At 40.3% G+C, this 23,942-nt stretch carries 13 protein-coding genes; 3 read left to right on the forward strand and 10 right to left on the reverse strand.

Annotation, left to right across the window (positions count from 1 at the left end; all coding sequences use genetic code 11):
* Window positions 1–13: 13 nt before the first annotated feature.
* Window positions 14–3,844 (reverse strand): hypothetical protein, encoded by a 3,831-nt coding sequence (locus BUA02_RS09265; RefSeq protein ID WP_207647713.1) that lies wholly within the window; start codon window positions 3,842–3,844, stop codon window positions 14–16.
* Window positions 3,845–4,168: 324 nt separating this feature from the next.
* Entirely contained in the window at window positions 4,169–6,598 is a 2,430-nt protein-coding gene (gene leuS, locus BUA02_RS09270; protein ID WP_072703228.1) for a leucine--tRNA ligase, read from the reverse strand.
* A 488-nt stretch (window positions 6,599–7,086) separates the two neighbouring features.
* Between leuS and BUA02_RS09275 the strand changes: the two genes are divergently transcribed.
* A complete protein-coding gene (locus BUA02_RS09275; RefSeq protein ID WP_072703230.1) occupies window positions 7,087–7,965 on the forward strand; it encodes a PDDEXK family nuclease in 879 nt (292 codons plus the stop codon).
* A 179-nt stretch (window positions 7,966–8,144) separates the two neighbouring features.
* The gene (locus BUA02_RS09280; protein WP_072703233.1) at window positions 8,145–8,444 is read left to right on the forward strand and encodes a hypothetical protein; all 300 of its coding nucleotides are present in this window, start codon (window positions 8,145–8,147) and stop codon (window positions 8,442–8,444) included.
* A gap of 484 nt (window positions 8,445–8,928) precedes the next feature.
* Here BUA02_RS09280 and BUA02_RS09285 read toward each other — a convergent pair whose 3' ends face one another.
* Window positions 8,929–9,138: a hypothetical protein gene (locus BUA02_RS09285; RefSeq protein ID WP_071175489.1), complete on the reverse strand. Its 210-nt coding sequence runs from the start codon at window positions 9,136–9,138 to the stop codon at window positions 8,929–8,931.
* A 117-nt stretch (window positions 9,139–9,255) separates the two neighbouring features.
* The gene (locus BUA02_RS09290; RefSeq protein WP_071175488.1) at window positions 9,256–9,891 is read right to left on the reverse strand and encodes an endonuclease III domain-containing protein; all 636 of its coding nucleotides are present in this window, start codon (window positions 9,889–9,891) and stop codon (window positions 9,256–9,258) included.
* A gap of 157 nt (window positions 9,892–10,048) precedes the next feature.
* Here BUA02_RS09290 and BUA02_RS09295 point away from each other — a divergent pair, with 157 nt between their 5' ends.
* Window positions 10,049–13,183 (forward strand): toll/interleukin-1 receptor domain-containing protein, encoded by a 3,135-nt coding sequence (locus BUA02_RS09295; protein ID WP_072703236.1) that lies wholly within the window; start codon window positions 10,049–10,051, stop codon window positions 13,181–13,183.
* Between the two features lie 45 nt (window positions 13,184–13,228).
* On the opposite strand, the gene BUA02_RS09300 is transcribed toward BUA02_RS09295, so the two are convergent.
* The 6 genes from BUA02_RS09300 to BUA02_RS09325 form a co-directional block, all read right to left on the reverse strand.
* Window positions 13,229–14,740, reverse strand: a complete 1,512-nt coding sequence (locus tag BUA02_RS09300; RefSeq protein WP_072703239.1) for a DHH family phosphoesterase — start codon at window positions 14,738–14,740, stop codon at window positions 13,229–13,231.
* An 18-nt stretch (window positions 14,741–14,758) separates the two neighbouring features.
* Window positions 14,759–15,499, reverse strand: a complete 741-nt coding sequence (locus BUA02_RS09305) for a nucleoside/nucleotide kinase family protein (RefSeq protein WP_072703242.1) — start codon at window positions 15,497–15,499, stop codon at window positions 14,759–14,761.
* A 153-nt stretch (window positions 15,500–15,652) separates the two neighbouring features.
* Window positions 15,653–16,210, reverse strand: coding sequence for a GtrA family protein (locus BUA02_RS09310; RefSeq protein ID WP_072703245.1), 558 nt, complete (start codon window positions 16,208–16,210; stop codon window positions 15,653–15,655).
* A 29-nt stretch (window positions 16,211–16,239) separates the two neighbouring features.
* Window positions 16,240–18,666 carry a glycoside hydrolase family 3 C-terminal domain-containing protein gene (locus BUA02_RS09315; protein WP_072703248.1) on the reverse strand — a complete coding sequence of 809 codons (2,427 nt, stop codon included), beginning with the start codon at window positions 18,664–18,666 and terminating at the stop codon, window positions 16,240–16,242.
* A 71-nt stretch (window positions 18,667–18,737) separates the two neighbouring features.
* Window positions 18,738–21,686 (reverse strand): glycoside hydrolase family 3 N-terminal domain-containing protein, encoded by a 2,949-nt coding sequence (locus BUA02_RS09320; RefSeq protein WP_072703251.1) that lies wholly within the window; start codon window positions 21,684–21,686, stop codon window positions 18,738–18,740.
* Window positions 21,687–21,887: 201 nt separating this feature from the next.
* The gene (locus tag BUA02_RS09325) at window positions 21,888–23,927 is read right to left on the reverse strand and encodes a methyl-accepting chemotaxis protein (protein ID WP_072703254.1); all 2,040 of its coding nucleotides are present in this window, start codon (window positions 23,925–23,927) and stop codon (window positions 21,888–21,890) included.
* Between the last annotated feature and the right edge of the window lie 15 nt (window positions 23,928–23,942).

Genomic DNA, 23,942 nt, shown 5'->3' on the forward strand with positions numbered 1-23,942 from the left:
AAGCCTTCCGATGTCATCTTTTTCTAAACATCAATATTCCGGCGCCTGTCGCAAGTCCTGCGCCTGTAGTACTAAGAACAATAATCAATGCTACATATGCACCCTTGGTCACTCCCAGCACTTCTGGCAGACCACCCTTGCCGTCATCTCCTGAGCCAATAGTTTCCTTAGTTGAAACTAAAATTCCATTGTAAACAAGAGTTTCCTTGTTTCCTGCCATATCCTCAGAAATGATAGTAACAGTATGTGTCTCATCTGATTCATTAATTGTCGCGCTTACTGTTGAACCTGCCTGAGCAAGCTCTTCGCCAGAATAATTCTGAACGATCTGTCCATCAATATAGACCGTCAGCGATTTAACCCCCATATTATCAGTTACATCAACTAAAAATTCATGAGCTGATTCTTTATACTGCTCGCCTTCCTTAAGGCCAACAGTTACAATACTTGGTGCTGTTCTATCTACAGCAAAGGTTATCTCTGCATCTTTTGACTTATTATCCTGAGTATTGGTAGCTCTATCCTCTGTGTAAACTGTTACTGAATAAACGCCATCAACTTCAAAGTTTTCCTTAGGAATTGTGTATGTATAAGTCTTCCAGGTAGTATCTGAACCCTGCTGACTAACTGTATAATCTCTATCCTTGGCAAGTTCGATGATATCTCCATCACGAGTTAAGTTAACATCTTTGTATGTAAGAGTATCTACATTGATCTCAGTTATGGTCACATCCTTTGGATCATTAATATAGTATTGATCATTGAGGACCTTTGTTCCATCACCAAGAACAAATACAGAACCAAAGCGGTTTACAGAAAACACAAGTTCCTCTTTGGTCTCATTTCCAGCCATATCTACAACAGTTGCCTCAAGAACGTAGAGATCATCCATTTGTTTTTCGTGAGCAAAGTCACTAAATGAAGCAACAAATCCATTCTCTGTAGGCTTTACCACACTTCCTGTCTGAACCGGTCCGTTGTTCGCGCCTGTCAATGTGACCTTTGTTGCTTCCATATCCATGTACTTGTCTACATAGGATACTGTAGGTGCAACTGTTCCATTATTAGCTGAGAAATTAGCTACTCCTTCAAAAGAAACTTCTGGAGCAGTCTTATCGATCACAAAAACATCTGACATATAAGTCTCAGATACGTTTCCTGCAAGGTCTGTACACTTGATAGTGTATCCGTATGTTCCATCCTGGTCAAAGGTCATATAACCAGTGCTTAGATCTTCTGTAGTAGCAAATCCTGTGATCTTTGGAAGTGTTCCGCCATCTTCAACCGGCTGAATGCCCACTTCTACAAGCTTTCCGTCAAATGAAAGATCTTTTACTCCAACTGTAGCAATTCTGGTGTCTTTGAAGTACTTCTCGTTATGTCCTTCTTCCTTGTCATAGGTAACCTTAATTTCTGGGGCTGTCGTATCTACTACAAACTCATCTTCATGGAGAACTTCTGAGCTATTGCCAGCCTTGTCACTACATACAATATCAAAGGTGTAGACACCGTCTTTATTAAACTCAATTGTCTTTTCATAAGTAAAAGTACCAGTCTGTGCCCATTCGCTCTCGTTGGCAGTGCCATACTTCTGCTCTAATTTAGGTTTAGAAGCCTCCTGATCAAATGAAAGATCCGTAACTGTAATCCTGGCTGTTCTTGCCTTGTTATAGTACTTCTCATTCATTGGCTCGTTGTTATCGATCTCCATCTCAACATCTGGAGCTGTTGTATCAACAGTAAATCCCGGGTCTTCTACAGTAGATGGTCCATTTCCGCAAAGGTCTACAGCTTCTACAGATACCTGATATATGCCATCACCCTCTGTTACAAAAGAAAGTTTCCAATCCTCCTGTCCCAGTTCGCCCTCAAACTCTTTAAGTTCAGTTGTCTGTTCGCTGCCGTCAATGCTTATCTTTTTAACCTTTACTACTGAACTTTCAGTATCAAGCCATCTGTCCTTGATATTTACTGTGATAGTTGCATTTGAATTAACGTAAGTCTCATTTTCACCTGCAGGATCACCAAAACTATACTCTACATTTACTTCAGGGGCTGTTCTATCTATCACCAGATACTTTGTCCTGCATGAATTTCCATGTCCCATCAGGTCTTTTGCTGAAGCATAAATAACATAAACGCCGTCTTCATCAGTGCTATAGCTGTATTCCAAACGAGTAACCAGATCCATGCTGCCTAAGTTTGCAAGATATTCCTCAGACTCTGCAGTCATAGTTGGAACCAGTATCTTGGCATCATAAAGAAGCTCTTCGCCTTCTGGCTTATCAAAAGAAACAGAATCTTCATCTATGTCAAAATCAGTTATAGTAACTGTTCCCTGAATTCCATCCTGGAAAAACGCATAATCTTCATCTGCGTCCGGGTTCTTGATATTGTCGATCGCGATCACAGGCCCTGTCTTATCAATAACAAATTCGCCTTTGCCATCTTCAATCTTGCCCTCTGAACTGTAGGCTACATTGCCGGCATTATCAGTAAGAGCTGTGACTTCCAATTCATATACAGTTTCTGCACTGGTATCCAGTGTCTCTGTAATTACATAGTACTGACTGGATCCTTTTGCATTTTTATTATCAACTGTTCTAAGGTCATCTTCGCTAACAGACTTCTCTTTTTCTGTTCCATTTACTGTATAGGTAACAGATTTGAGGCCGCTAAGAGTAGCACAATCGCCGTTAGCATCTTTATCATCGCAGTTTGCAGGAACAAAAATAAGAACGTCTACTTTCCTGTTAAAAAAGCTCACTACCTTTTTACTCAGTTTTTTGAGTAGATTTTTTTCATTCTCTACAGTTTCTGCTTCAACTGTAACAACAGCTGTTGGGGCGGTGTTATCAATACTGCAGCTAAGAGTTCCAATCTGCTGCGATGCTTCATCTCCGCAAAACTTGTAGGCTACCACATAATCAGATTTACCTTCAATGTTTTTAACATTTGCTTTTGCTGTGAGCTTATAGATTCCGTTTTCATAAGACTTCTGAACATCTATCGCATTTGAATCTATGTCTGAGATGCAAACTGAATCCAGTTCTCTTACCGTCTGCGCTGTTACAGTGATCTCCGGAACAGTTCCTCCATTAGCAGACACAGAATACCAGTCTCCGTCCGATGTAACAGAAATAGTTATATTACCCGCATCCTCTTCCGCATTATAATAACAGATTCTTCTGTTTACTGTTATTTCTGAGGTATTACCAGCATTATCTGTTGCACGGATTCCTTTGATCTCGTAGTTACGATATGCATTTTCTTCAGGAACCCATGAATATGTATCTTCTATATCTTCCTCTGCCTCCATTAGGGCAACAGAGTCATCAGCAAAGACAACATAAACCCGGTTTGCATCAACCCCAGATGCATCATAAGACTCATCTTCTGGTTCAAGGTCCTCTACCTTGGCTAAAATCTCAAGTGGGCATTTTGAATCGGCATAATAAACTGTCTGGCTCTGTGAGTCTGTAAAAGAGCTGGCATTCCCAAAATTTACATCAGAAATAACTGGAGCAGCTTTATCCTCAACAACAGGTTCTTCTTCAGGCTTTTTTTCTGGCTCTTCCAGTTCTTCTACCTTTTTTTCTTCTTTTCCTGTTTTCTCAACAGGCTTTTCCACTGGTTTTTCTACCGGTTTTTCTTCTGAGTTTTCTTCTGGGTTTTCTATTTTTTTGTCATCAGCAAGTTCTTCAATTGGTGGATTATTATTTGGATCTCCGCCATTTTCTCCTGCCAATACAAAGACAGTAGCAAAATTGCTCCATAATATGATTGGTATAGCGCATACCAAAATAAAACCTTTACAAAAAGGCGACTTATGTCCCCGGTTCACTGTAGTTCTCCTCCTACAAAGCAAGTTCTCTACACTTAATACAGTCCCCTCTTCTGTAAATGTTGCAAAGAAATCTATAAAAATTGAAATTTAATTGCCTAATAAAAACATTTGTATTATATCGTATTGTTACAAGTACTGCAATAATTTTAGTCGTAATTACATGATTTATCTTGATTTTAATTTGTTAATATTTCATATTTATACAAAAAGCACACCAGATGTAGCTTCATCTGGTGTGCTAATTATTTGAATTACTTTATGTAGCAGTGAGTTTGTTAAAATATCGTTAACAATTATTCTTTTTCATAGTAGCTATGCTTATTACTTAACAACAATATTTACGATTCTGCCTGGAACATAGATCTCTTTTACAACAGTCTTGCCATCAAGCTTATCTGCAATGAGCTCTTTTCCTTTAGCAATTACTTCATCCTTAGGATCTTCCTTGCCAATATTCAAAGTAGCCTTAACCTTACCGTTGATCTGAACTGCGATCTCAACTGTATCCTCTACGCACTTGGACTCATCATATGTAGGCCATGGCTCAAAGGCAATAGTATTGTCATGTCCAAGGATCTGCCATATTTCTTCTCCAACGTGTGGGCAGATACATGAAAGCATCTTGATGAAATTCTCAGCATACTCTCTTGGGCAGCTGCCTTCCTTGTAAACTGCATTTACAAAGATCATCATCTGCGCAATAGCTGTGTTGAAGCCAAGAGATTCGAAATCACTTGTAACCTTCTTGACTGTCTGATGATATATCTTCTCAAGGTTGCCATTATTGTCATCTGTGATATTGGCAGGCTCAGTAAAAAATGTGTATACACGGTTGATGAACTTTCTAGCACCAACTACGTTGTTAGAGTTCCATGGCTTGGAAACTTCCAAAGGTCCCATGAACATCTCATAAAGTCTAAGAGTATCAGCACCATAATCACGAACGATATCACTTGGGTTAACAACGAACTCTGGGAAACGCTTACCCATCTTGATTCCATTCTCACCAAGGATCATTCCCTGATGAACAAGCTTTTTAAATGGCTCTTTTACTGGAGAAAGTCCATTGTTGTAAAGGAAGCGATTCCAGATACGTGAATATAACAGGTGTCCTACTGCATGCTCTGGACCACCAACATAAAGGTCAACAGGCATCCAGTGCTTTAAAAGCTCCTGATTTGCAAACTCCTTGTCGTTATCAGGATCGATATATCTCATGTAATACCATGATGATCCAGCTGAACCAGGCATTGTAGATGTTTCTCTTGTGCCCTTAAGTCCGTTCTTGTTATAAGCCTTCCACTCAGTTGCATTCTCAAGTGGAGCCTGACCATTACGTCCCTTATAGTCCTCAAGCTCAGGCAATACTACTGGAAGCTCGCTGTCATCAAGGAATGCAATGCTGCCGTCTTCCTTGTATATGCACGGAACTGGCTCACCCCAATAACGCTGTCTAGCAAAGATCCACTCACGGAAGTGGTAGTTAACCTTTTCTCTTGCAACGCCCATATCAACGAGTTTCTTGGTAATTGCCTTCTTGGCTTCCTCAACTGTGAGGCCGTTGAACTCCTCAGAATTTTCAAGGATATAGCCCTTTCCAAGGTAATCCTGCTTCTCGAATGCATGCTCAGAAACATCAACTGTTCCCTCAGCGTTATTAATAACCTGAATAAGTGGAAGGTTGTGAACCTGTGCATACTCAAAGTCTCTCTGGTCATGAGTAGGAACAGCCATAACCGCACCTGAACCATAGCTTGCAAGTACGAAGTCACCAATAAATACTGGCACTTCCTTACCATTTACTGGATTGATAGCATAGATTCCCTTAAGTGGGCATCCTGACTTAGTCTTGTTAAGGTCTGTACGATCAAGATCATTCTTCTTGAGAGTTTCATCGATATAAGCCTGAACCTCTTCTTTATTCTCAACACGGTCCATGAGTCCTTTAACGATATCTCCGTCTGGAGCAAGTACCATGAATGTAATACCATAGATAGTCTCAATACATGTAGTAAAGATTGAGAAATCTCCGCCACCTACAATCTTGAAATCAACTTCTACACCAGTTGACTTACCAATCCAGTTACGCTGAATCTCCTTAGTTGACTCTGGCCAGTCGATCTCGTTAAGACCATCAAGAAGTTCCTCAGCAAAAGCCTGCTGATCGATAACCCACTGCTTCATCATCTTCTTAACAACAGGATATCCACCACGCTCTGACTTACCATCAATAACTTCATCATTTGAAAGAACTGTTCCAAGCTCCTCACACCAGTTAACTGGCATATCAATGTGCTTGGCATATCCAGCCTCATATAACTTCTTGAAGATCCACTGTGTCCACTTGTAGAACTTTGGATCACTTGTTGCTATCATCTTGGACCAATCATAATCGAATCCAAGTTCTCTAAGCTGCTTAGAGAATGTCTCTATATTCTTCTGTGTGAATCCGGCAGGATGATTACCTGTTGTAACAGCATACTGTTCTGCAGGAAGACCAAAAGAATCATATCCCATAGGATGCAGAACGTTATAACCCTGCATACGCTTCATACGAGACATTATATCAGTAGCGGTGTATCCTTCTGGATGTCCAGCATGAAGTCCTACTCCTGATGGATATGGGAACATATCTAGGGCATAATACTTGGGCTTACTAAAATCCCAAACATCTGTCTTAAATGTTTCGTGATCCTCCCAATACTTCTGCCACTTTTTCTCAATCGCATGATGGTTATAAACTTCTGACATAAACCTAATCCTTCTTTCTTGTTAGCATATATACTACAAAATTTTACCACAAGTGAAATTGATGTCAAACAAAATGAAGTGGAATGTGATTTACAATTTTGACTATGTAATGTATACTTTTCACTTGTATTTATTTCATATGGCGCGATGGTTTTCTGTGCGTCGAATAAATATATTTGTTAATGCTTAATTTATTCTATTTTTGTTATTGGCATTTTGTTATTTTTGTTATTGGCATTTTTGTTATCGTGGTTATTCTAGCCGCCGAGCATGTCATTTTCATGGTTTCAGCCAAAAGACATGCCATTTTCCACTTATTTTATTTGTAGCGACATGACTTTAAGCAATTATTTCGCCATTAGCCATGCTGCTAAATAAAAAACTGAGCTATTTAGACATGCCTCGAACCGACCATTTATGTAAAAGGCATGCCCCTATAAAACTAGTACTAAAGAAAACAACAATTTTAAAATATAAAAGGAGTATAAATGAAAAAGAACTATAACAAACACAACCCAAAAGAAAGCGTTATTCCAAATCAGACTGTCATTGTAAAAGAAAGTCTAGAACCAATTCAAAGCCTTATAAAAGAACGCATTCTCTTTCTTGAAAGAATTGTTCAGGATTATGAAAGCTCTTTTCACCATATGCCGGATGGTTCCCTTGGAGTGATCAAACACGGAAACAGATATCAGTACTACTGGAAGCAACCTAATCATGCTTCAAGTGACAATTTACCAAAACGCACTTATATAAAAAATAGTGAAATTTCTTTAGCAAGCTCTTTGGCTCAAAAAAGCTATCTAAAGCAAGCCTACTCTTTGGCAAAAAAAGAGATCAAACTTCTATACCCACTTGTTGATCTAGATAAAGCCCCCTTAGTATCCCTGTATCACTCTCTTCCAGAATTCCGACAAAAGTTGATAACCCCATATGCGATCCCAGATAATGAATTCATAGATTTATGGAATAACGTTTCTTACCACAAACATGATATGTATGATGAGACATTATTCATTACCAATCGAAACGAAAGAGTCCGTTCAAAAATTGAAGTAAATATTGCAAACATGCTTGATAAGTACAATGTGCCATATAAATATGAATATCCCATGAGCTTAGTCAAAGGAGAGACCATATATCCTGATTTCCTTTGTCTAAATGTAAGAACTAGGAAAGAGATAATATGGGAGCATTTTGGAATGATGGATGATATCGGATATTTGCGTAAAAACTATGCAAAGTTACAATCCTACCAACTTCATGGATACATGCTAGGAAAGAACCTAATTACTACTTTCGAAACATCCAAGCAACCGCTTGATTCAAGGATAATCAAGGCAACTATTGAAACCTATCTTATGTGAGAATCCATGATCATCACCTATTCTCACATGCTAATTTCTGATCATTTTCTACCTTATCTAGTACTTTTGTTCACAAATTTTTTTAAAAAATGCAAGATATTGTGTTTGTCAATTTAGCGTTGATGTATTATCATTAATGAGTAGAGACACTTTTTTCTTTTGTAGAAATGAGGTGAATTATGTATATTGCCATGCAATGCGCTGATAGTAACGGAATGTTAAACACTGAAATATGCACATTTCAGGGAATCAGATATGACACAAGATATAAATCAGCGGTTATATCAACAGAACACCTTAACCATGATTACGTAATTCCTATGGAAGCTAAGGATTATGAAGCTGCCGCTAAGCAGATCATGGATGCAATGAAATCTCATGCTGAGATGATCAACATCGAGCAGGGAATTGTATGCCGTGGACGAAAAGGTGAGTCAAGACACGTAGATCCTCAGAAACTGGTGATCGTACCAATGTAAAAATACATAAATATATAAGTGCAAAGCTGTTATATTACTTCGCGCGTGGGTTTATGTGCTATATGCTTGTTCTGTACCTATCTTTGACATGCTTATAGTTTTCTTTACTCATGTAAGCTTATTTCATGATGATATACGGATGAATTTCATCCATCATAAAAAAACATCGGCATTCCTTTTCGTGTTTTTAGCTCGAATGGGCATGCCATTTTTTATTAATCTGTATTTTTTCTACATGCCTTTTTCTCAAAAGACTCGCTAAAAGCATGCCTTGTTCAAGCTAAAACTCCAAAATTGGCATGCCAAACAAATTGTTGTAAATCAAAAGGCATGCCCAACCTCAAAATCGCACATGTAAATTGCACAACCTCCTCATACCCCGACCAGAACAAAACGCCCAAACTACATCCCCCCAAAAAACAAAAGCCCCCTTCGCACAAAGCAAAGAGGGCATACAATACAAATATAAACTTACCAAGAAGTCTCACTTTCCCATAGAAGCTATAAGAGCATCGATCTCTGCCTGGCTGAGCATCTTGCCAGGATCACCGCCAGAAGGTGCTGCCGGAGCTGCTCCACCTGCAGGAGGAACATTCGCAGGAGAAAAACCGCCACCTCCACCTGCCTGAGATGACTTTCCCATGATGCTCGCTAATAAAGCTTGCTGTTCAGCACTAAGTCCATTTGAATCCATAAGCAATGCACCTTTCTTGTGCAATCCTGTGAAAAAGGACAATACACATAGTTCCATACTTACAATTATTGTAAATAGTGAGGTTAGATACGTCAACTAACCTTTTTATAAACAAATTTATAAATTTTTCCCATATTTGCAAATGTCCTTAAGGCAACACTTTTCGCAGTCAGGTCTCCTGGCGACGCACACAGCTCTTCCATGAGTAACAAATCTGTGACATAGCGCATTCCCCTCTTCTGGAGGAATGATCTTCCAAAGCTCTTTTTCCACCTTGGCTGGATCCTTGATATTATCAACAAGTCCGATCAGATTGCTAAGCCTGATGCAATGAGTATCTGTAACGATAGCAGGCTTACCATACACATCTCCCAAAACAAGGTTGGCACTCTTTCTTCCAACTCCAGGAAGAGCCAGCAGTTCCTCCATATTGTCTGGTACATTTCCGCCATATTTCTCATGAATGATCTTCATACAGGCTGATATATCTCTTGCCTTGGAATTGCCAAGACCACATGGGCGCACGATCCTCTCTATATCAGCCACATCAGCTTTTGCCAGAGCCTCAACAGTTGGAAACTCTTTATATAAAAGAGGTGTTATCATATCAACTCTGGCATCAGTACATTGAGCTGCCAGTCTCACGCTTACAAGAAGCTGCCAGGCCTTGTCATAAGCCAGTGTACACACTGCATCAGGGTATTCTTTTTTCAATCTCTCTATTACTTCCAGTGCCAGTTTTTTCTTTGTCATAGACCATTCCTTATTTTGCAAAATATAGCAAATTTGCATATGTTAAATTAGCATAACAATTCTTTCATTACTTTCCTCTTTATGCTATCATATTCCGAGCTAACGCTTTAAGGAATTTTGCAATTAATTTCATCAAAATTCCTATGGGAGGAGTAACATGATCAACTATTATAACGCTTTTATTTCTTACAAGCACGCTGATCTCGACAACAAAGTAGCCGCCGAGATCGTACGTGGTCTTGAGCATTATCACATTCCAAAGAAGATCCAGAAATCAACTGGTATCAAAAAGATTGACAGGATCTTCAGGGATAAGGATGAGCTTCCTATTACAAACGACCTTAATGACACTATTTCAGAAGCTCTAAAAAACGCTGATTATCTTATTGTCATCTGTTCAACCAATACCTGCAAATCAACCTGGGTAGAAAAAGAAATTGAGACCTTCCTGCAAAATCATACAATGAACCAGGTTCTTACTGTACTTGCAGATGGTGAGCCTTACGACGTTATTCCAAAAATGCTTTTAACCGGTAAAAGAAATGTCGTAGACGAAAATGGTGAGACAAAAACCATCGAAGTTCCATTAGAGCCCCTTTCCTGTGACTTCAGACTTCCGCTTAAAAAAGCAAGAGCAGAAGAACTTCCTCGTCTGGCTGCTGCTCTTATCGGCTGCTCATATGACGAACTTATGAACAGACATCGTCAGTACAAGATGCGCAGGATGACAGCCATCTTTGCAGGCGCAATGGCACTTACGATCGGTTTTTCGGGATATATGCTCTATAGCAGAACTTTGATCCACCAGAACTACATCGAGTCTCTGCGTAGCCAGTCCAGATTCTTGGCAACCCAGTCCACGACTGTATTCAGTGACGCCAACAGAATCGACGCTATACATCTTGCACTTGCTGCTCTTCCAACAGAAGAAAACAGTGAAATGCCTGTAACTCCTGAAGCTGTTAAGGCAATAACCAAGGCATCCTATGCCTACGTTTCACTTTCAGGATCAAGCATCAGTGCCAACTGGAACTACACAATGCCTAACATCGTAAGATCCTTTAAGATCTCACGCGATGGAACTAAGCTGGCAGCGATAGATGATGCCTGTTGCATTACAGTCTGGGATACATCATCTCACAAGCAGATACTTTCACTGAACTTTGACGATTATGATATTACCTATGAGTTTTTTAACTCTGATAAGATCTCAATATATTCAGACAAGGCATTCTATTTCTATGACCTTAATTCAGGAGAACTTCTGTGGAAAAAAGACCTCCAGGAATCCTACGGTCCTTCCGTATTTAAATATACTGACAACTCACTCCTTCTTGCTTTCAAAAGCGGTGAATTAGTGGAGTGTTCTATAGATGACGGCTCAGAAATAAGCACTTCAACCTTTCTTGAGAACAGAGATATATTGGAATATGCTTCATCACTGACTCTTTCTGATGACAAGACCAAACTGGCCTTTTCCATGAGTGCCCCAAAAGAAGAGAAATCAGATGAAGTCTTTAAAAACAATAATTACTATCTCTGTGTATATGATATGGAGACTAAAGAGCTAAAATCTGAACTCATAGGAGATTGTAGCCTGACAAGTATCACCTTCGATGGTAATAACAATATTTTCTTTGCCTGCCATACAGGTAGCTTTGGTGATGGAAGCACAAGATACAATTATTACACCTTTACTACCGATGACTTTTCTGAGATATATTGCTACTCCTCTGAAGACCTTACTCAGAAATGGACTCAGGAATTTGTCTGTGATGATGTAGAATATGACAGCTCTTTCCTCCCACTTGCGAATGGCACAGTTCTCTATCACGCTGGTAACGCTGGAAGCATCTATGACTGTGAAACCGGAGAAGTGATCGAAAATCATCATCTTACAGACTCTATCATTAATGCAAGTGATAACGACGGAGATGGCGTACCTCTTTATGTTGTCCGCTCAGGTGCTACTGTAATGCCAACCACTTTGGGATCAGGTTCAAAGGGTGTAGCCTCAATAGACAGATTTACCGACAAGCTTGATGAAGTCCATGTAAATGGTGCTTACTACACTCATCAGACTTATAGCCACGATATTATCAGCTATGGTGTAAACGTCTGTGACGAAGACTGGACTAAATTTACTAATTGTGAGGCTACTGATTCGCCTAGCTCTTCTCATTATTTAGATGATGATGTGCTGGCCCTTCTCTATGACAACGACGACGGAACAGATCTTGCCATATTGGATCCAAACGATAAGACCTACAAAACCACCATTACACTTAGCGACACCGTAGCCCCATACAGATTCAAGATATTAGGCACTTATAACAAGGTTCTTTATGTTGTATATAATGAGTACATTTCAGGAAACACTGCAGATTATCTTAAGTTAGTAAGTTATAACCTTGTGACCAAGGAAACAGAAGAAAAAGAGCTTACAGATAATTACACTCCAATGGATATCTGCTGTGGTCTTGTAGACAATAAGATAGCGTACTTTTTGACAGAAGATTACAAGTCATGTGGAATTTACTTACTTGACCTTGATACAGGAAAAGAGGAAGTGATACCGATCGAGGGACTAGAACTAACTTACTGCAAATCGCTTCAGTTCTTTGATAACTCACACCTTGCTTATTTCATTGGCGATACTGACGACAAGAACTACATAATCGATCTTGAAAATAAAAAGAGCTTTGAAATAACTCTTCCTGAGGACTGGAGCGGAACTACAAGCATAGCTGTAACCAGCAAAGGGGACAAGATAGCATTTTCTAATGATGAAGTAATCATTGTTAAAAATATCGAAGGCGAGCTCCTTGGAGAAATAGACTGTGAACATGTACCACCACTTGGAATGACATTCTATGATGACCCAAACCAGGGCGAAACACTCCTCGTGGCGTACTCAAACGGATCCCTTGCAAGATATATGTCAAATGACTGTACTTATATAGCAACCAGTGATCTCTCAACCTACGCAAATGACTCATCTGAAGCAACTTTCAAGTTTGATCAGGAAAATGGTTGCCTCTATGTAACAATGGATAAGCTCGTAGATATCATAGATCTAAATTCCTGGTATGAGACAACGGTTATAGAGGCTTGTCTTGGACACCACATTCCTACAGATACCTTTATCACTTCGTCTTATTCTGATTCAAAGGAAAGATATATAGGATACTTCAAGCACTATACAACTGAGGACCTTATAAATAAGGCCCAGAATATTATTCAAGATACAGAAATGCCTGCAAACAAGAAAGCTATGTATGGTATAGGATAAAATAAAATGTTAAACCAAAAGGGACGGCAAAAAGCCGTCCCTATATTATTTTTTACGAGTATAGAGCTGATCAAAAAGTCTTTCTTTGATGATATATATGTCATGAAGGTCGTCTTCGCGACATGCAATATAATCTCCGGGATTTCCCAGATAATATTTTTCCTCATCCCACATGGTAAAGATCTTCACAGTCTTTTTTATCTGAGAAGCAAATATCACAGAATGATCATCCCTTGGGATTATGGTCCTGGCATAAGCCAAAATCTGTTTCTTTTCACCGGAAGCACAATCCTTAATAGTCGGATTGTACTCAAGATCCACATCATACTCCTCATTGGCCAAAGAATAGCTTCTCTTAAGCTTCCTGGCATCAATAGGATATATCTCGCCTTCTATTCCTATCATCACATAAAGCTGATCATTAACTGTGATGTCTATGTCACCCTCAAGGGTTCTGATAGAAACCCTGGTATTCTCCGGGAAAATATCCGTAAGCTTGGCACAGCCTCTTTTACAAGGGATCTTAACATATCTGTCCATAGAGGATGTATCAAGCAAAGTATTCCTTGCGATGATCACATCATAGCTATCAAAGTACTCTTCCATTCTGTGCTTTATGTACCATTCAGCGCCATCTTGAAAAGAGCCTTGGATCTGTGTTTGTTTGCCTGCCACCAACTCAGGCCTCATGTTGCCACCTGCTTTGTAGATATGTCCTCCGCCACCGCCAACACCTTCAGCAAGAAAGAATGCAAGCTCGTTTGCATGCACTTCTTTTGCGCAGCTTCTGACTGAAAACTTGATCTCATCCTTTCCTACATAGTAGGCAAGGCACACGTCAACTCCTTCTGTTTCAAGGGAAAAATCGCTCATGACCCCTAAAATATTCGGGTCGCAGGGCTCAGATTCTATGATAAGATACTTCTTTTTGGCAAAAAACTCATATCCGAGTATGGCCTTTCCAGTGATCTTGAGCTCATCCAAAGACATATTGGAATTTCGCATCTTCACAATGAGACTTCTGTTTACCACAAGTTCATCCATCATATCCCTGTCAAGAGGATGGGAAACCTCAGAAAACTTATTTGTATCACAGTATAATCCGTAATAAAGAGCTGTGGAAAGCTTCATATCGATCTCATAGCCCTCATCCATAAGCATGTCCCACACTATGGTCGAAGCACTTCCTACACTGCTTCTGACTTCTGAAAGATCTGGAAGCTCCACAGTCTTTTGATGATGATCAATTACTGCTATAGTCTGTGCCCTGGTCATAGTGACATTTCGCTGACCATATTGGCAGTCCACTGTCAGAAGAAGTTCCACCTCTTCATCAAAAGAAGGGGCATACTCAACAGGAATCTGAAGCTCATCCACCATAATCATCAGGTTACTCTTTTTTATCCTGTTATTTCCTCTGTAGATGAATCTAATATTTTTGCCTTGATCTTTAAAATACAAATACAGGCCATATCCCGAAGCAAGTGCATCTGCATCAGGGTTATCATGGCACTGGATCACAATATCATTAAACGCAAGTAAATCTCTTAACTTCATAAACTATCTTTCTATAAATCATTTTAGCTTATATTCACAGGTATCAGGGTCAATCAGGAGCTCAAGATCAGCTTTCCTTGTCTTAGTAAGGCAAAGTCTTACATTTGCCATATCGCTGAAATCCACAAACTCTTCTGCCTTCTGCCTAGTGTTGCCACTAGCCTCTTTCCTATCTATAAGTCTTTTCCTCAGAAGCTCTTCCTTGGCAGAAATTGAAATGGTATAATCAGCAAACTCTGATAGATTCCTAAATCCGTCAATATCAGCTAAAAGGTAATTTCCTTCCAAAAGTACAATATCGCCATCAACTGTTATGGCATCCTCAATTGGATTATGAAGGAGCCTGTCATAGATCGGCCATTTGCAGCTCTTTTCCCTGCAGGCCTCCTGGATCTTGCTCCTAAGTGCGTCACTGTCAAAGGTTACAGGTGCCCCCTTGATATCAACCATAGGAATCATCCTGCCATTCACGGTAGTCTTGTGTGTCAAAAGATATTCCTGCCTCCTGTGAAAGCCATCCATACCTATGGCCTGTACCTTTTTGCCCGGAATTATCTCTTTTGATAATTCCTCCAAAAAGCTCACCAGCGTACTCTTACCAGCTCCTGGAGGAGCAGCAAGCATCACCAGTATCCTCCTCTTTTTATCATCATGCATCTTGGAAAGCTCATGCAAAAGAGGGACAAAAATATTGTCTATAGATTCCTGACTATAAGTAACTTCAATATCTATACCATTGATATTTGCCTTATATTCCATAAACAAAAACTCGCCTTCATATTTTTAGTTCCTACAATTTTATATGATTTTTCCTGTTAATGCAAAATCCTTGTACCATCCGGAATAGTCCGTAGATACAAGGATTTTTTGCCTAACAGCCTGCGGTTGGGACCGCCAGCCTAAAGTTTATTTTTATGCCTCTTTTTTAGCTTCGCCTTCTGGGAAGATGATCTTGTTAACAAAGAAGAAGATCACCATACTTACGCCGCCGTTAAGGACTGTTGTACCGATATTGTAAACAAAGTCAGGTACAAACTGACCTGCTACAGCTACCCATACGCAGTTGATAGAGTTAACGATACATGTGATCACACAGAATGCAAGGAAGTACCACATAGCCTGATACCATACCTTACCCTTGCTGCGGAATACGAAGTTACGCTGAATAGGGAAGTTTACAACCTCACCAATAACCATAGCTACCATGTATGCTGCAAAATAAGCAAGGCCGCCCTGAGCTGTATCATAGCCAAGAATGTTCCACTTAAAACCAACTCCAAATAAATTCACTGGAATGCCTGGCCATCCAAAAGCTCTGTCTCCAAGTCCTCTAAATGCATAAGGCAGGAACTGCAGGATAAGATATTTGAACACTGTGATCACGTTAGATACGATCACAAAAAGTCCGCCTTCCCTGATCCACTGAGCTGCCTTTGGGTGTTTTTCTGTAAACTCATTCCACCACTTCATAATAATAAATCCTCCAATCAAACATAAGCTTATTTAGCTTCTTTTATTTTCGCCTCATAGGCTTTGTTTTTCTTACTGTTTCTAAAGTAGCCACCTATGATCTTGCCAAGTCCACCAAAGAAACGACCATTCACAAGTTCTACAATTCCGTCGACCATCTCCATGCTGACAGCACCTGCAGTCATCTTGGCCATGGCTCTAAATGGCATGTTGTAGATAAAGAGAATGTTAAGATCAGGCTTGCCGCTCTCATCAGCTTTTTTCTTCATGGCTGTGAGACGATCATAAGCAAATCTTGCAAGTCCGCTCCTTGCATAATACATCTGGCAGATGGCATCGTTTGGTCCAAGCTTGCCGCTCCACTTTCCATCAGGAATGCTTCTTCCAAGAAGTTTCTCATACTCAGAAGCCTCTACAGACTCGATCTTGCCTGTATAGTATGAATGAAGCTCTGCCTTATCATAAGGCATAGTATCTGTTGTCTTAGCCTTCATGATGCTGGCTGTAAGCTTTATGTCAGCACTGCTTGCACCGATCATGATCTGATAATTTCCATCTTCTACTTCCCACTTATTTGTCTTTACATTAAAGTAGCGGAAAGTCTTGTCGTCAAAAGCAATTGAAACTTCCTTGCTCTCGCCGGCTTTCAAGTATACCTTAGCAAAGCCCTTAAGCTCTTTTTCTGGTCTGAAGACCTTAGCACCTGGAAGTCCAACATAGAGCTGAGCTACCTCTGCTCCGTCGAAGCTACCTGTATTCTTGATGGTAAAAGATACTTTGTCATCAGTAACCTTGATGTCACTATACTCAAAACTTGTGTAAGAAAGTCCAAATCCAAATGGATAAAGAACTGGAACCTTTGCTGTGTCATAGTATCTATAACCAACATAAAGGCTCTCTCTATACTCAGAAGTTCTCTCCTGACTAGGATAATAGCGATATGCAGGTGTATCCTCTAATCTTCTAGGAATAGTCTCTGAAATCTTACCGGAAGGGTTTACCTTGCCCATAAGGATATCGAGAACTGCGCCAGCGCCTGCCTGTCCATTAAGGTAGCAGTGAAGCATAGCCTTAAGATAGTGATGCCATGGCATTTCAATAGCTGAACCAGCACTGATAACACCAACAAGGTTAGGATTAACCTGTCCAAGCTCCTGAAGAAGATTGATCTGATTCTGAGGAATCCTCATATGAGTTCTGTCCATTCCCTCAGACTCACTGTCTTCATTAAGTCCAAAGAAGTAAAGAACCACATCTGCCTTAGCCGCTATATCAAGAGCTTCTTTTTTGGTAACTGCATCCTCTTCGCCGTTTCTGGAATAGCCTCTGCTCATACCAACGACCTGAAGGTCATAGGAACTGATCATCTCAGATATTGTCTCAATCTTAGTAGGATTAACAAGAGAAGATCCAGCACCCTGATATCTAGGAACAAATGCGAAATCACCAATAACAGCAACCTTTGTTCCAGCCTTAAGAGGAAGTGTATTTCCTTCGTTTTTCAAAAGAACTGCACTCTCTGATGCTGCTCTTCTGGCAATCTGATGATGCGCGTTCTTGTCAAACTCATCACTCTTGCCCTTAGCATTAGCATGAAGAGTCAAAACTGCATCTAAAAGCTCATCTACTCTGGCGTCCAGGTCTTCCATTTTGATCTTGCCGCTCTCTACTGCTGCAATGAGCTCTCTTGCTGAATCAAGACCAGGATTTGGCATTTCAAGGTTTGAACCTGCTGCAACTCCAAGAGCATGATCGTTTGAAGCGCCCCAGTCCGTAATTACAATTCCATCAAAACCCCATTCATCTCTCAAAATATCATTCAAAAGATGCTTGTTCTCGTTGGCATAAACACCATTAACCTCATTGTAGGCAGACATTATAGTCTTTGCCTTTCCCTCTTTTACAGCAATCTCAAAACCTGTAAGATATATCTCTCTTAAAGTTCTCTCATCTATTACTGCATTCATAGCCATTCTGCGAAGCTCCTGGGAGTTTACCGCAAAGTGCTTTGGACATGCATAAACGCCTCGTGACTGAATTCCTCTGACATAGGAAGCCGCCATTTTACCTGCAAGATAAGGATCCTCTGAAAAATACTCAAAGTTTCTGCCACAAAGTGGACTTCTTTTGATGTTAAGGCCAGGTCCCAATAAAACGTTAACCCCTTCTGCCATAGCCTCTTCACCAAGAGTTTCGCCGAGAGTCTCTCCAAGTTCTTCATCCCAGCTGTTTGCTATAGTTGCTGCTGTAGGGAAACATGTTGCAGGCAATGATGCGTTAAGTCCAAGATGATCTCCTGCACCTGCCTGTTTTCTGATACCGTGAGGTCCATCAGAACAGAAAATAGAAGGAATTCCAAGCCTCTCAAAATCTCTGGTCTGCCATTCCCCCTTGCCGCTTAAAAAAGCTGCCTTCTCTTCGATTGTCATCTTCTCAATGATATCTTGATGTTTCATTCTTTTCCCCTTTACTAAATAAGTAAGTCTGGTGCCCGCTGATTAAAGCAGGCACCGACTCACATAAAAAATTATTCCTCTGCTGATGTTGCCGCAGGTGCTTCTTCTTTCTTTCTCTTTAAGAAGTTCTTGATGAAGATTGCCATGAGGCAAACCATAAGAGCGCCAAAGATAACATCAAGTACGATCATGAGCTTCTTCCAGGAAGCCATTCCCATTGTGAGGTTTTCAGGTGCATAAGCACGGCTGTTGACTACAGTATAAAGAATATTCTTTGTAGCTTCTCTCATAGCCTGCTGAGCGCCGTTTGTATCTCTGAACTGTACATTGTTTGTAGCTGTTGGATAGTTAACAAGCATACAGTCTGTACCATTTCTAATGGCCTGGTCAGATGACATGTAGCCATATACTCCGAAGTAATCAGTAAGAACGAAGCCATTGAAGCCCCACTCATCTCTAAGTACTGTCTTAAGGAGTGATGCAGAACCACCTGCCCAACGGTTACCAATGTAGTTGAATGATGACATTACAGCACACATATCAACGTTCTTTACGCAGATCTCGAAAGGTCTAAGGTAAGTTTCACGGATAGCCTGCTCATTTGACCATGTGCAGAGCATATCACATCTATTCTCTTCCTGATCGTTCATAGCGAAGTGCTTGATATAAGCATATACTCCGTTAGCCCATGAACCCTTACAAGCTTCAGAAGCAACATATCCTGAAAGGATAGGATCTTCTGAATAGTACTCGAAGTTACGTCCAGCAAATGCTGTTCTGTGAATATTCATAGCTGGTGCATACCAACCTGAAACATCCATCTCATCAGCCATCTTGCCGATGTAATCACCAAATGAATAAGCAAGCTCTTTGTTGTAAGTAGCTGCAATTGTTACTCCAACAGGGAATCCAAGTGATCCAACACCTGTGAAGTTGTTGTTGATAGAAGCAGGACCGTCACAGTCGTTTGTACGAACCTTACCAATTGAATCAACTGAGTTTGTCTGATATCCACCAAGAGAGATAAGAGCATTCATATCATCAAGTGACATACTGTTAAGAAGCTCATCCCACTTAGGATCGTTCTTATCAAGACCTCTAAGGTCTGCAAGCTTAAGTGTTGTCTCAGCACCAGTTGTAACTGCCTCAGCATTTGCATCTTCATCAGCTGCTGTAGCTTCTGCTGATAAATAGTTGCTGATGTTGTAGAAAGATGCCTTAGCATCTGCTGCCATCTCATAGCTCTTTGGAGCTGCTGTAGCTGCTGCGTAGTTAGCAAATCCATCTGCTCTTGAAAGGTATTCAATATTACCTTCTGCATAATCAAAAGCGTTTGTAGCTGTAACAAGATCGCTCTGTCTTGAGTTTGATCCGCTATAAGTTACTGTAGAATCTACAGTGTATGTCTTAGAGTCAATAACATTGTGTGAATCTGAGTTGATTGAGATCACATAGTCACCAGCATCAAGAACGTAAGCCTTTGCGTTCTGGTAATCATATGATGCCATATCTTCTACTGCAAAAGAGATATTGATAGTCTCTGATGCACCTGGCTCAAGAAGCTGTGTCTTTTCAAACTGAACGAGGTTTGTTGAAGCCTTCTCAATTCCACCGTTTTCATAAGGAGGATTGTAGTAAACCTCTACTACATCCTTACCAGCTACAGAACCTGTGTTAGTAACAGTAACATCGAAGCTGATCTTACCATCTGCCTCTGTGATGTCACCCATTGTCTGCTCAAATGTTGTATAAGAAAGTCCATAACCGAATGGGTACTGAACCATCTCATCATAGTTGATAAGTCCTTCAAGAGCTGCTGTCTCGTAGAACTTATAACCTACATAGATACCCTCTACGTAGTTGATGAATGATACCTCTGCTGTAGATTCATTTCCTGTGAATCCAGTAGATGTATAAGCAAACTCATCCATGTTTGTATAGTTGAAGTCACCGAAGTTGTTCCACCAAGGTGTCTTTTCCATATCGTAAACATATGTGTCGATTGTCTTACCAGATGGGTTAACCTCACCTGTTACGATCTCACCAAGGGCCTCCATACCAACGTGACCCATACCAGCTACCCAAAGAACTGACTTAATCTGTGGGTGATCTTTTATAAAGCCAAGCTCGAATGCGTTTGCACCGTTGTAAACAAGAACTACCTTGTCGAAATTAGCACAAACAAGATCGATCATCTCTTCTTCTCTGTTTGTAAGCTGAAGATAGTGATCACCTGCATCCCAGTCATTGCCTTCATTTAATGTATCATCATAAGTTCCAGCTGTGTATGTAGTTCCATCCATGTAAGAACCATCAATTACAGCATTCATGTCTGTAGGAAGGTCAGCACCCTCACCACCTGAACGGCTGATAACGATCATTGCTGTATCTGAGAAGCTCTTTGCATTTGCCATAAGCTCATCAGTATAAAGAGATACGTTAGGTTCAGGAAGTGTCCAATCCTGATTCCACATTCCAACTACAGGTCTGTCAGCCTTGTAGTCTGTATAGAACTGTGTAAGTTCTGAGTTAGTTTCAATACCAGCGTCTGAAAGAGACTGAAGAAGTGAGATCTGATCATATGCATCGTTAAGAGCACCTGAACCAGCTCCACCAAGGATAGGATTTGTTGAAGCCCATCCAAATACATTTAACTTGCTGCCAGAAGCAACAGGAAGTGTATTGTCATTGTTTTCAAGAAGAACAATACCCTCTCTTGCGATATTCTGTGCAAGAACTGTAGTCTCGTCTGAAGTAGTCTTGGAAATAGTTCCACTTCCACTTACAAGATCGAGCATTGTGCTCATAGGACCTGAACAGATCATATTTACACAAACAACAATACCAGTCAGCATAGCTACTAAAGCTGTGCCCCTAATAAGCTTTTTAACAGGCTTATTAAGTTTCATAACTGCAATCATTAATACGACTGCGATAGCGATGATAACACCAATAGCGATCAAATATGATCTGATTGATGTTAAGACGTTAAGGACGTCATCCATATTAATAGATAACATATTTTGAACCTCCCTTTTTATTTAGCACTGCAGGTGTTCAGGCTGCAGTTACTTTCTACGTTTTCCTGTCATTTTGGGTCACTGGCAGGTAACTACATTTTCAGATTATCACAAACAAAAAATCGTGCCGTTTTTGTCACAAACTGCACGATTTTTGTCATGAAATGTATTAAAGATTTTTTGATGTCCTACAAAATTATGTTATTCTGCAGTTTCTTCCGCTATTTCAACTTCTGCGCTATCTTTAAAGAACTTCATTTCTTCATTGAGCTTTTCTGCTATATCCTTAAGACCATTAGCAGATCCAGCAAGTGTAGTAACGGTAGCAGAAAGTTCCTGCATTGATGCTCCCGTCTCTTCAGAAGAAGCTGCATTTTCCTCTGAAATAGCTGATAGAGCACTCATTGTATCAACAACCGCATTCTTGGAAGTTTCACAGGTATCAGCTCCTTCAGAAATGAGCTGAACGCCTCCAACTGTACTTCCGATATCATCAAGCATGCCATTAACTGCCTCAAGGGTTTCTCCAAGAGCAATCTGCTGATCGCTGTTTCCTTTCTTGACCTCTTCTGCAGCAAGAACGGCTGCTTCAGACTGTTCCAGCAGAACCTCCATCTCTTTTCTAATGTCATCTGCCATATCCTTAGAGTCATCAGCAAGCTTACCAATCTCTTCAGCAACTACCGCAAATCCCTTACCTGCCTCACCAGCTCTAGCAGCCTCAATTGAAGCATTAAGTGAAAGGAGATTGGTCTGAGTTGCAATTGAGGTGATGCCTTCTACCTTTTCACTTATAGTGTTAACAGCATCCTTAGTTGCCTGGATGGTATTAGCAATATCATCAATCTTAGCTGTCATCTCTGAGGATGAGTCCTGAAGAGACTGAAGAGATTTACTTGAAACCTCTGAAGCTTCTTTCATCTTACCAGCAAGATCTGAAAGGTCTCCAGATGATGACTGTACACTTCCTACAGCATCACCAATTCTTCCTACATTTTCAGAAGCATTCTGAATTTCATCAGCCTGCTGAGTTGCACCAGATGCAATCTCCTGAACTGCATTGGAAACATCTTCTGCAGTCTGGGAAATCTGGTTCGCCATATCTGAAAGTTCCTCAGATGATTTTCCCACATTATCTGCAGATCTCTTTATATTGGTAACAATACCATCTAATGTTTCAATTAAGGAGTTAGTGGCTTTGGAAATAAGTCCAAATTCGTCTTTTCTGGCATCATGCTTTTCAACCATTTTAAATCTTCCATCAGAAAGAGCTTCAAGCGACCTCTGGACTGCCTTTATAGGCTCTGTAAAACTCTTTGCCATGAGAATCGAAATGATCATCGCTGCAATAAGAAGTCCCACTCCAACAGCAATGACAATAATTGCTGATTTTCTAGCAGCTCCAAGCACTTCTGATTTAGCTGTAGCTGTTGCAATGACAAATCCTGAATTGGGATCCCTTGCAAAAGCTATGTAAGAATCATCATAAGCTTTTTCTAGGTAGAAGCCTTCTTCTTCGGTATTAGAAAAGAACTGCATATAAGAAAAGTCTTCGTTAGTATTGTCACCTTCACCTACTACATAAGCTGCATGAGCACATAGAGTACCTTCTCTGTCTACCATAAATGCATTAGTAGTATCTTTTGCCAAAAGCTCGTGAAAATTATTGAGGTCGTAGTTTCTGTGTGCAACACCAACTATCTTGTTGCCATCCATGACAGGTGTCGAGAATGTGATCATTCTCTTTCCAGTTGTCTTGCTGACCATTACGTTAGAAATATAAGTATTACCTTTGATAGCTTCCTGGAAATATTCTCTCTCTGATACATCTATAAAGTCACCCTCTGTCCTGACTACCTGCATTCCAGATGGACCAGCAATAGATGTAATGACGCCATCATTCATGACACTATCAGCTCTTCTAACGATATCCTGAACCTCTTCGTATGGTATGCTGGTATCACCACTAACATATGCCACTACCGTTGGGTTAGAAGCAATGTTTTTGATGGTCGTCAGGTTAGTATTACAAGCATTCTCAAACTGAGATTCTACATACCAAACCTGCCATTCAGCAGCATCTTCAGCATCAAGAAGTGCCTTACTAGTTGAAGTATTGTAACTTACGATAACTGCTACAGCTAGTGGAACTGCCGCAACAAGAATCATGATACCAATAAGCTTAGTCTTAATACTGTCAACAAATTTTATTCCGTTTGCATTCTTATTATCTGCAGACATGGTTTTACCTCCATA

This window comes from Butyrivibrio hungatei DSM 14810 (assembly GCF_900143205.1).
Classification (GTDB): Bacteria; Bacillota; Clostridia; order Lachnospirales; family Lachnospiraceae; genus Butyrivibrio; species Butyrivibrio hungatei.

Excerpts from the sequence above, each read along its gene's own strand:
- leuS (WP_072703228.1), bottom strand. The coding sequence starts at position 6,598 with ATGTCAGAAGTTTATAACCATCATGCGATTGAGAAAAAGTGGCAGAAG.
- BUA02_RS09275 (WP_072703230.1), top strand. The coding sequence starts at position 7,087 with ATGAAAAAGAACTATAACAAACACAACCCAAAAGAAAGCGTTATTCCA.
- BUA02_RS09280 (WP_072703233.1), top strand. The coding sequence starts at position 8,145 with ATGTATATTGCCATGCAATGCGCTGATAGTAACGGAATGTTAAACACT.
- BUA02_RS09285 (WP_071175489.1), bottom strand. The coding sequence starts at position 9,138 with ATGGATTCAAATGGACTTAGTGCTGAACAGCAAGCTTTATTAGCGAGC.
- BUA02_RS09290 (WP_071175488.1), bottom strand. The coding sequence starts at position 9,891 with ATGACAAAGAAAAAACTGGCACTGGAAGTAATAGAGAGATTGAAAAAA.
- BUA02_RS09295 (WP_072703236.1), top strand. The coding sequence starts at position 10,049 with ATGATCAACTATTATAACGCTTTTATTTCTTACAAGCACGCTGATCTC.
- BUA02_RS09300 (WP_072703239.1), bottom strand. The coding sequence starts at position 14,740 with ATGAAGTTAAGAGATTTACTTGCGTTTAATGATATTGTGATCCAGTGC.
- BUA02_RS09305 (WP_072703242.1), bottom strand. The coding sequence starts at position 15,499 with ATGGAATATAAGGCAAATATCAATGGTATAGATATTGAAGTTACTTAT.
- BUA02_RS09310 (WP_072703245.1), bottom strand. The coding sequence starts at position 16,210 with ATGAAGTGGTGGAATGAGTTTACAGAAAAACACCCAAAGGCAGCTCAG.
- BUA02_RS09315 (WP_072703248.1), bottom strand. The coding sequence starts at position 18,666 with ATGAAACATCAAGATATCATTGAGAAGATGACAATCGAAGAGAAGGCA.
- BUA02_RS09320 (WP_072703251.1), bottom strand. The coding sequence starts at position 21,686 with ATGTTATCTATTAATATGGATGACGTCCTTAACGTCTTAACATCAATC.
- BUA02_RS09325 (WP_072703254.1), bottom strand. The coding sequence starts at position 23,927 with ATGTCTGCAGATAATAAGAATGCAAACGGAATAAAATTTGTTGACAGT.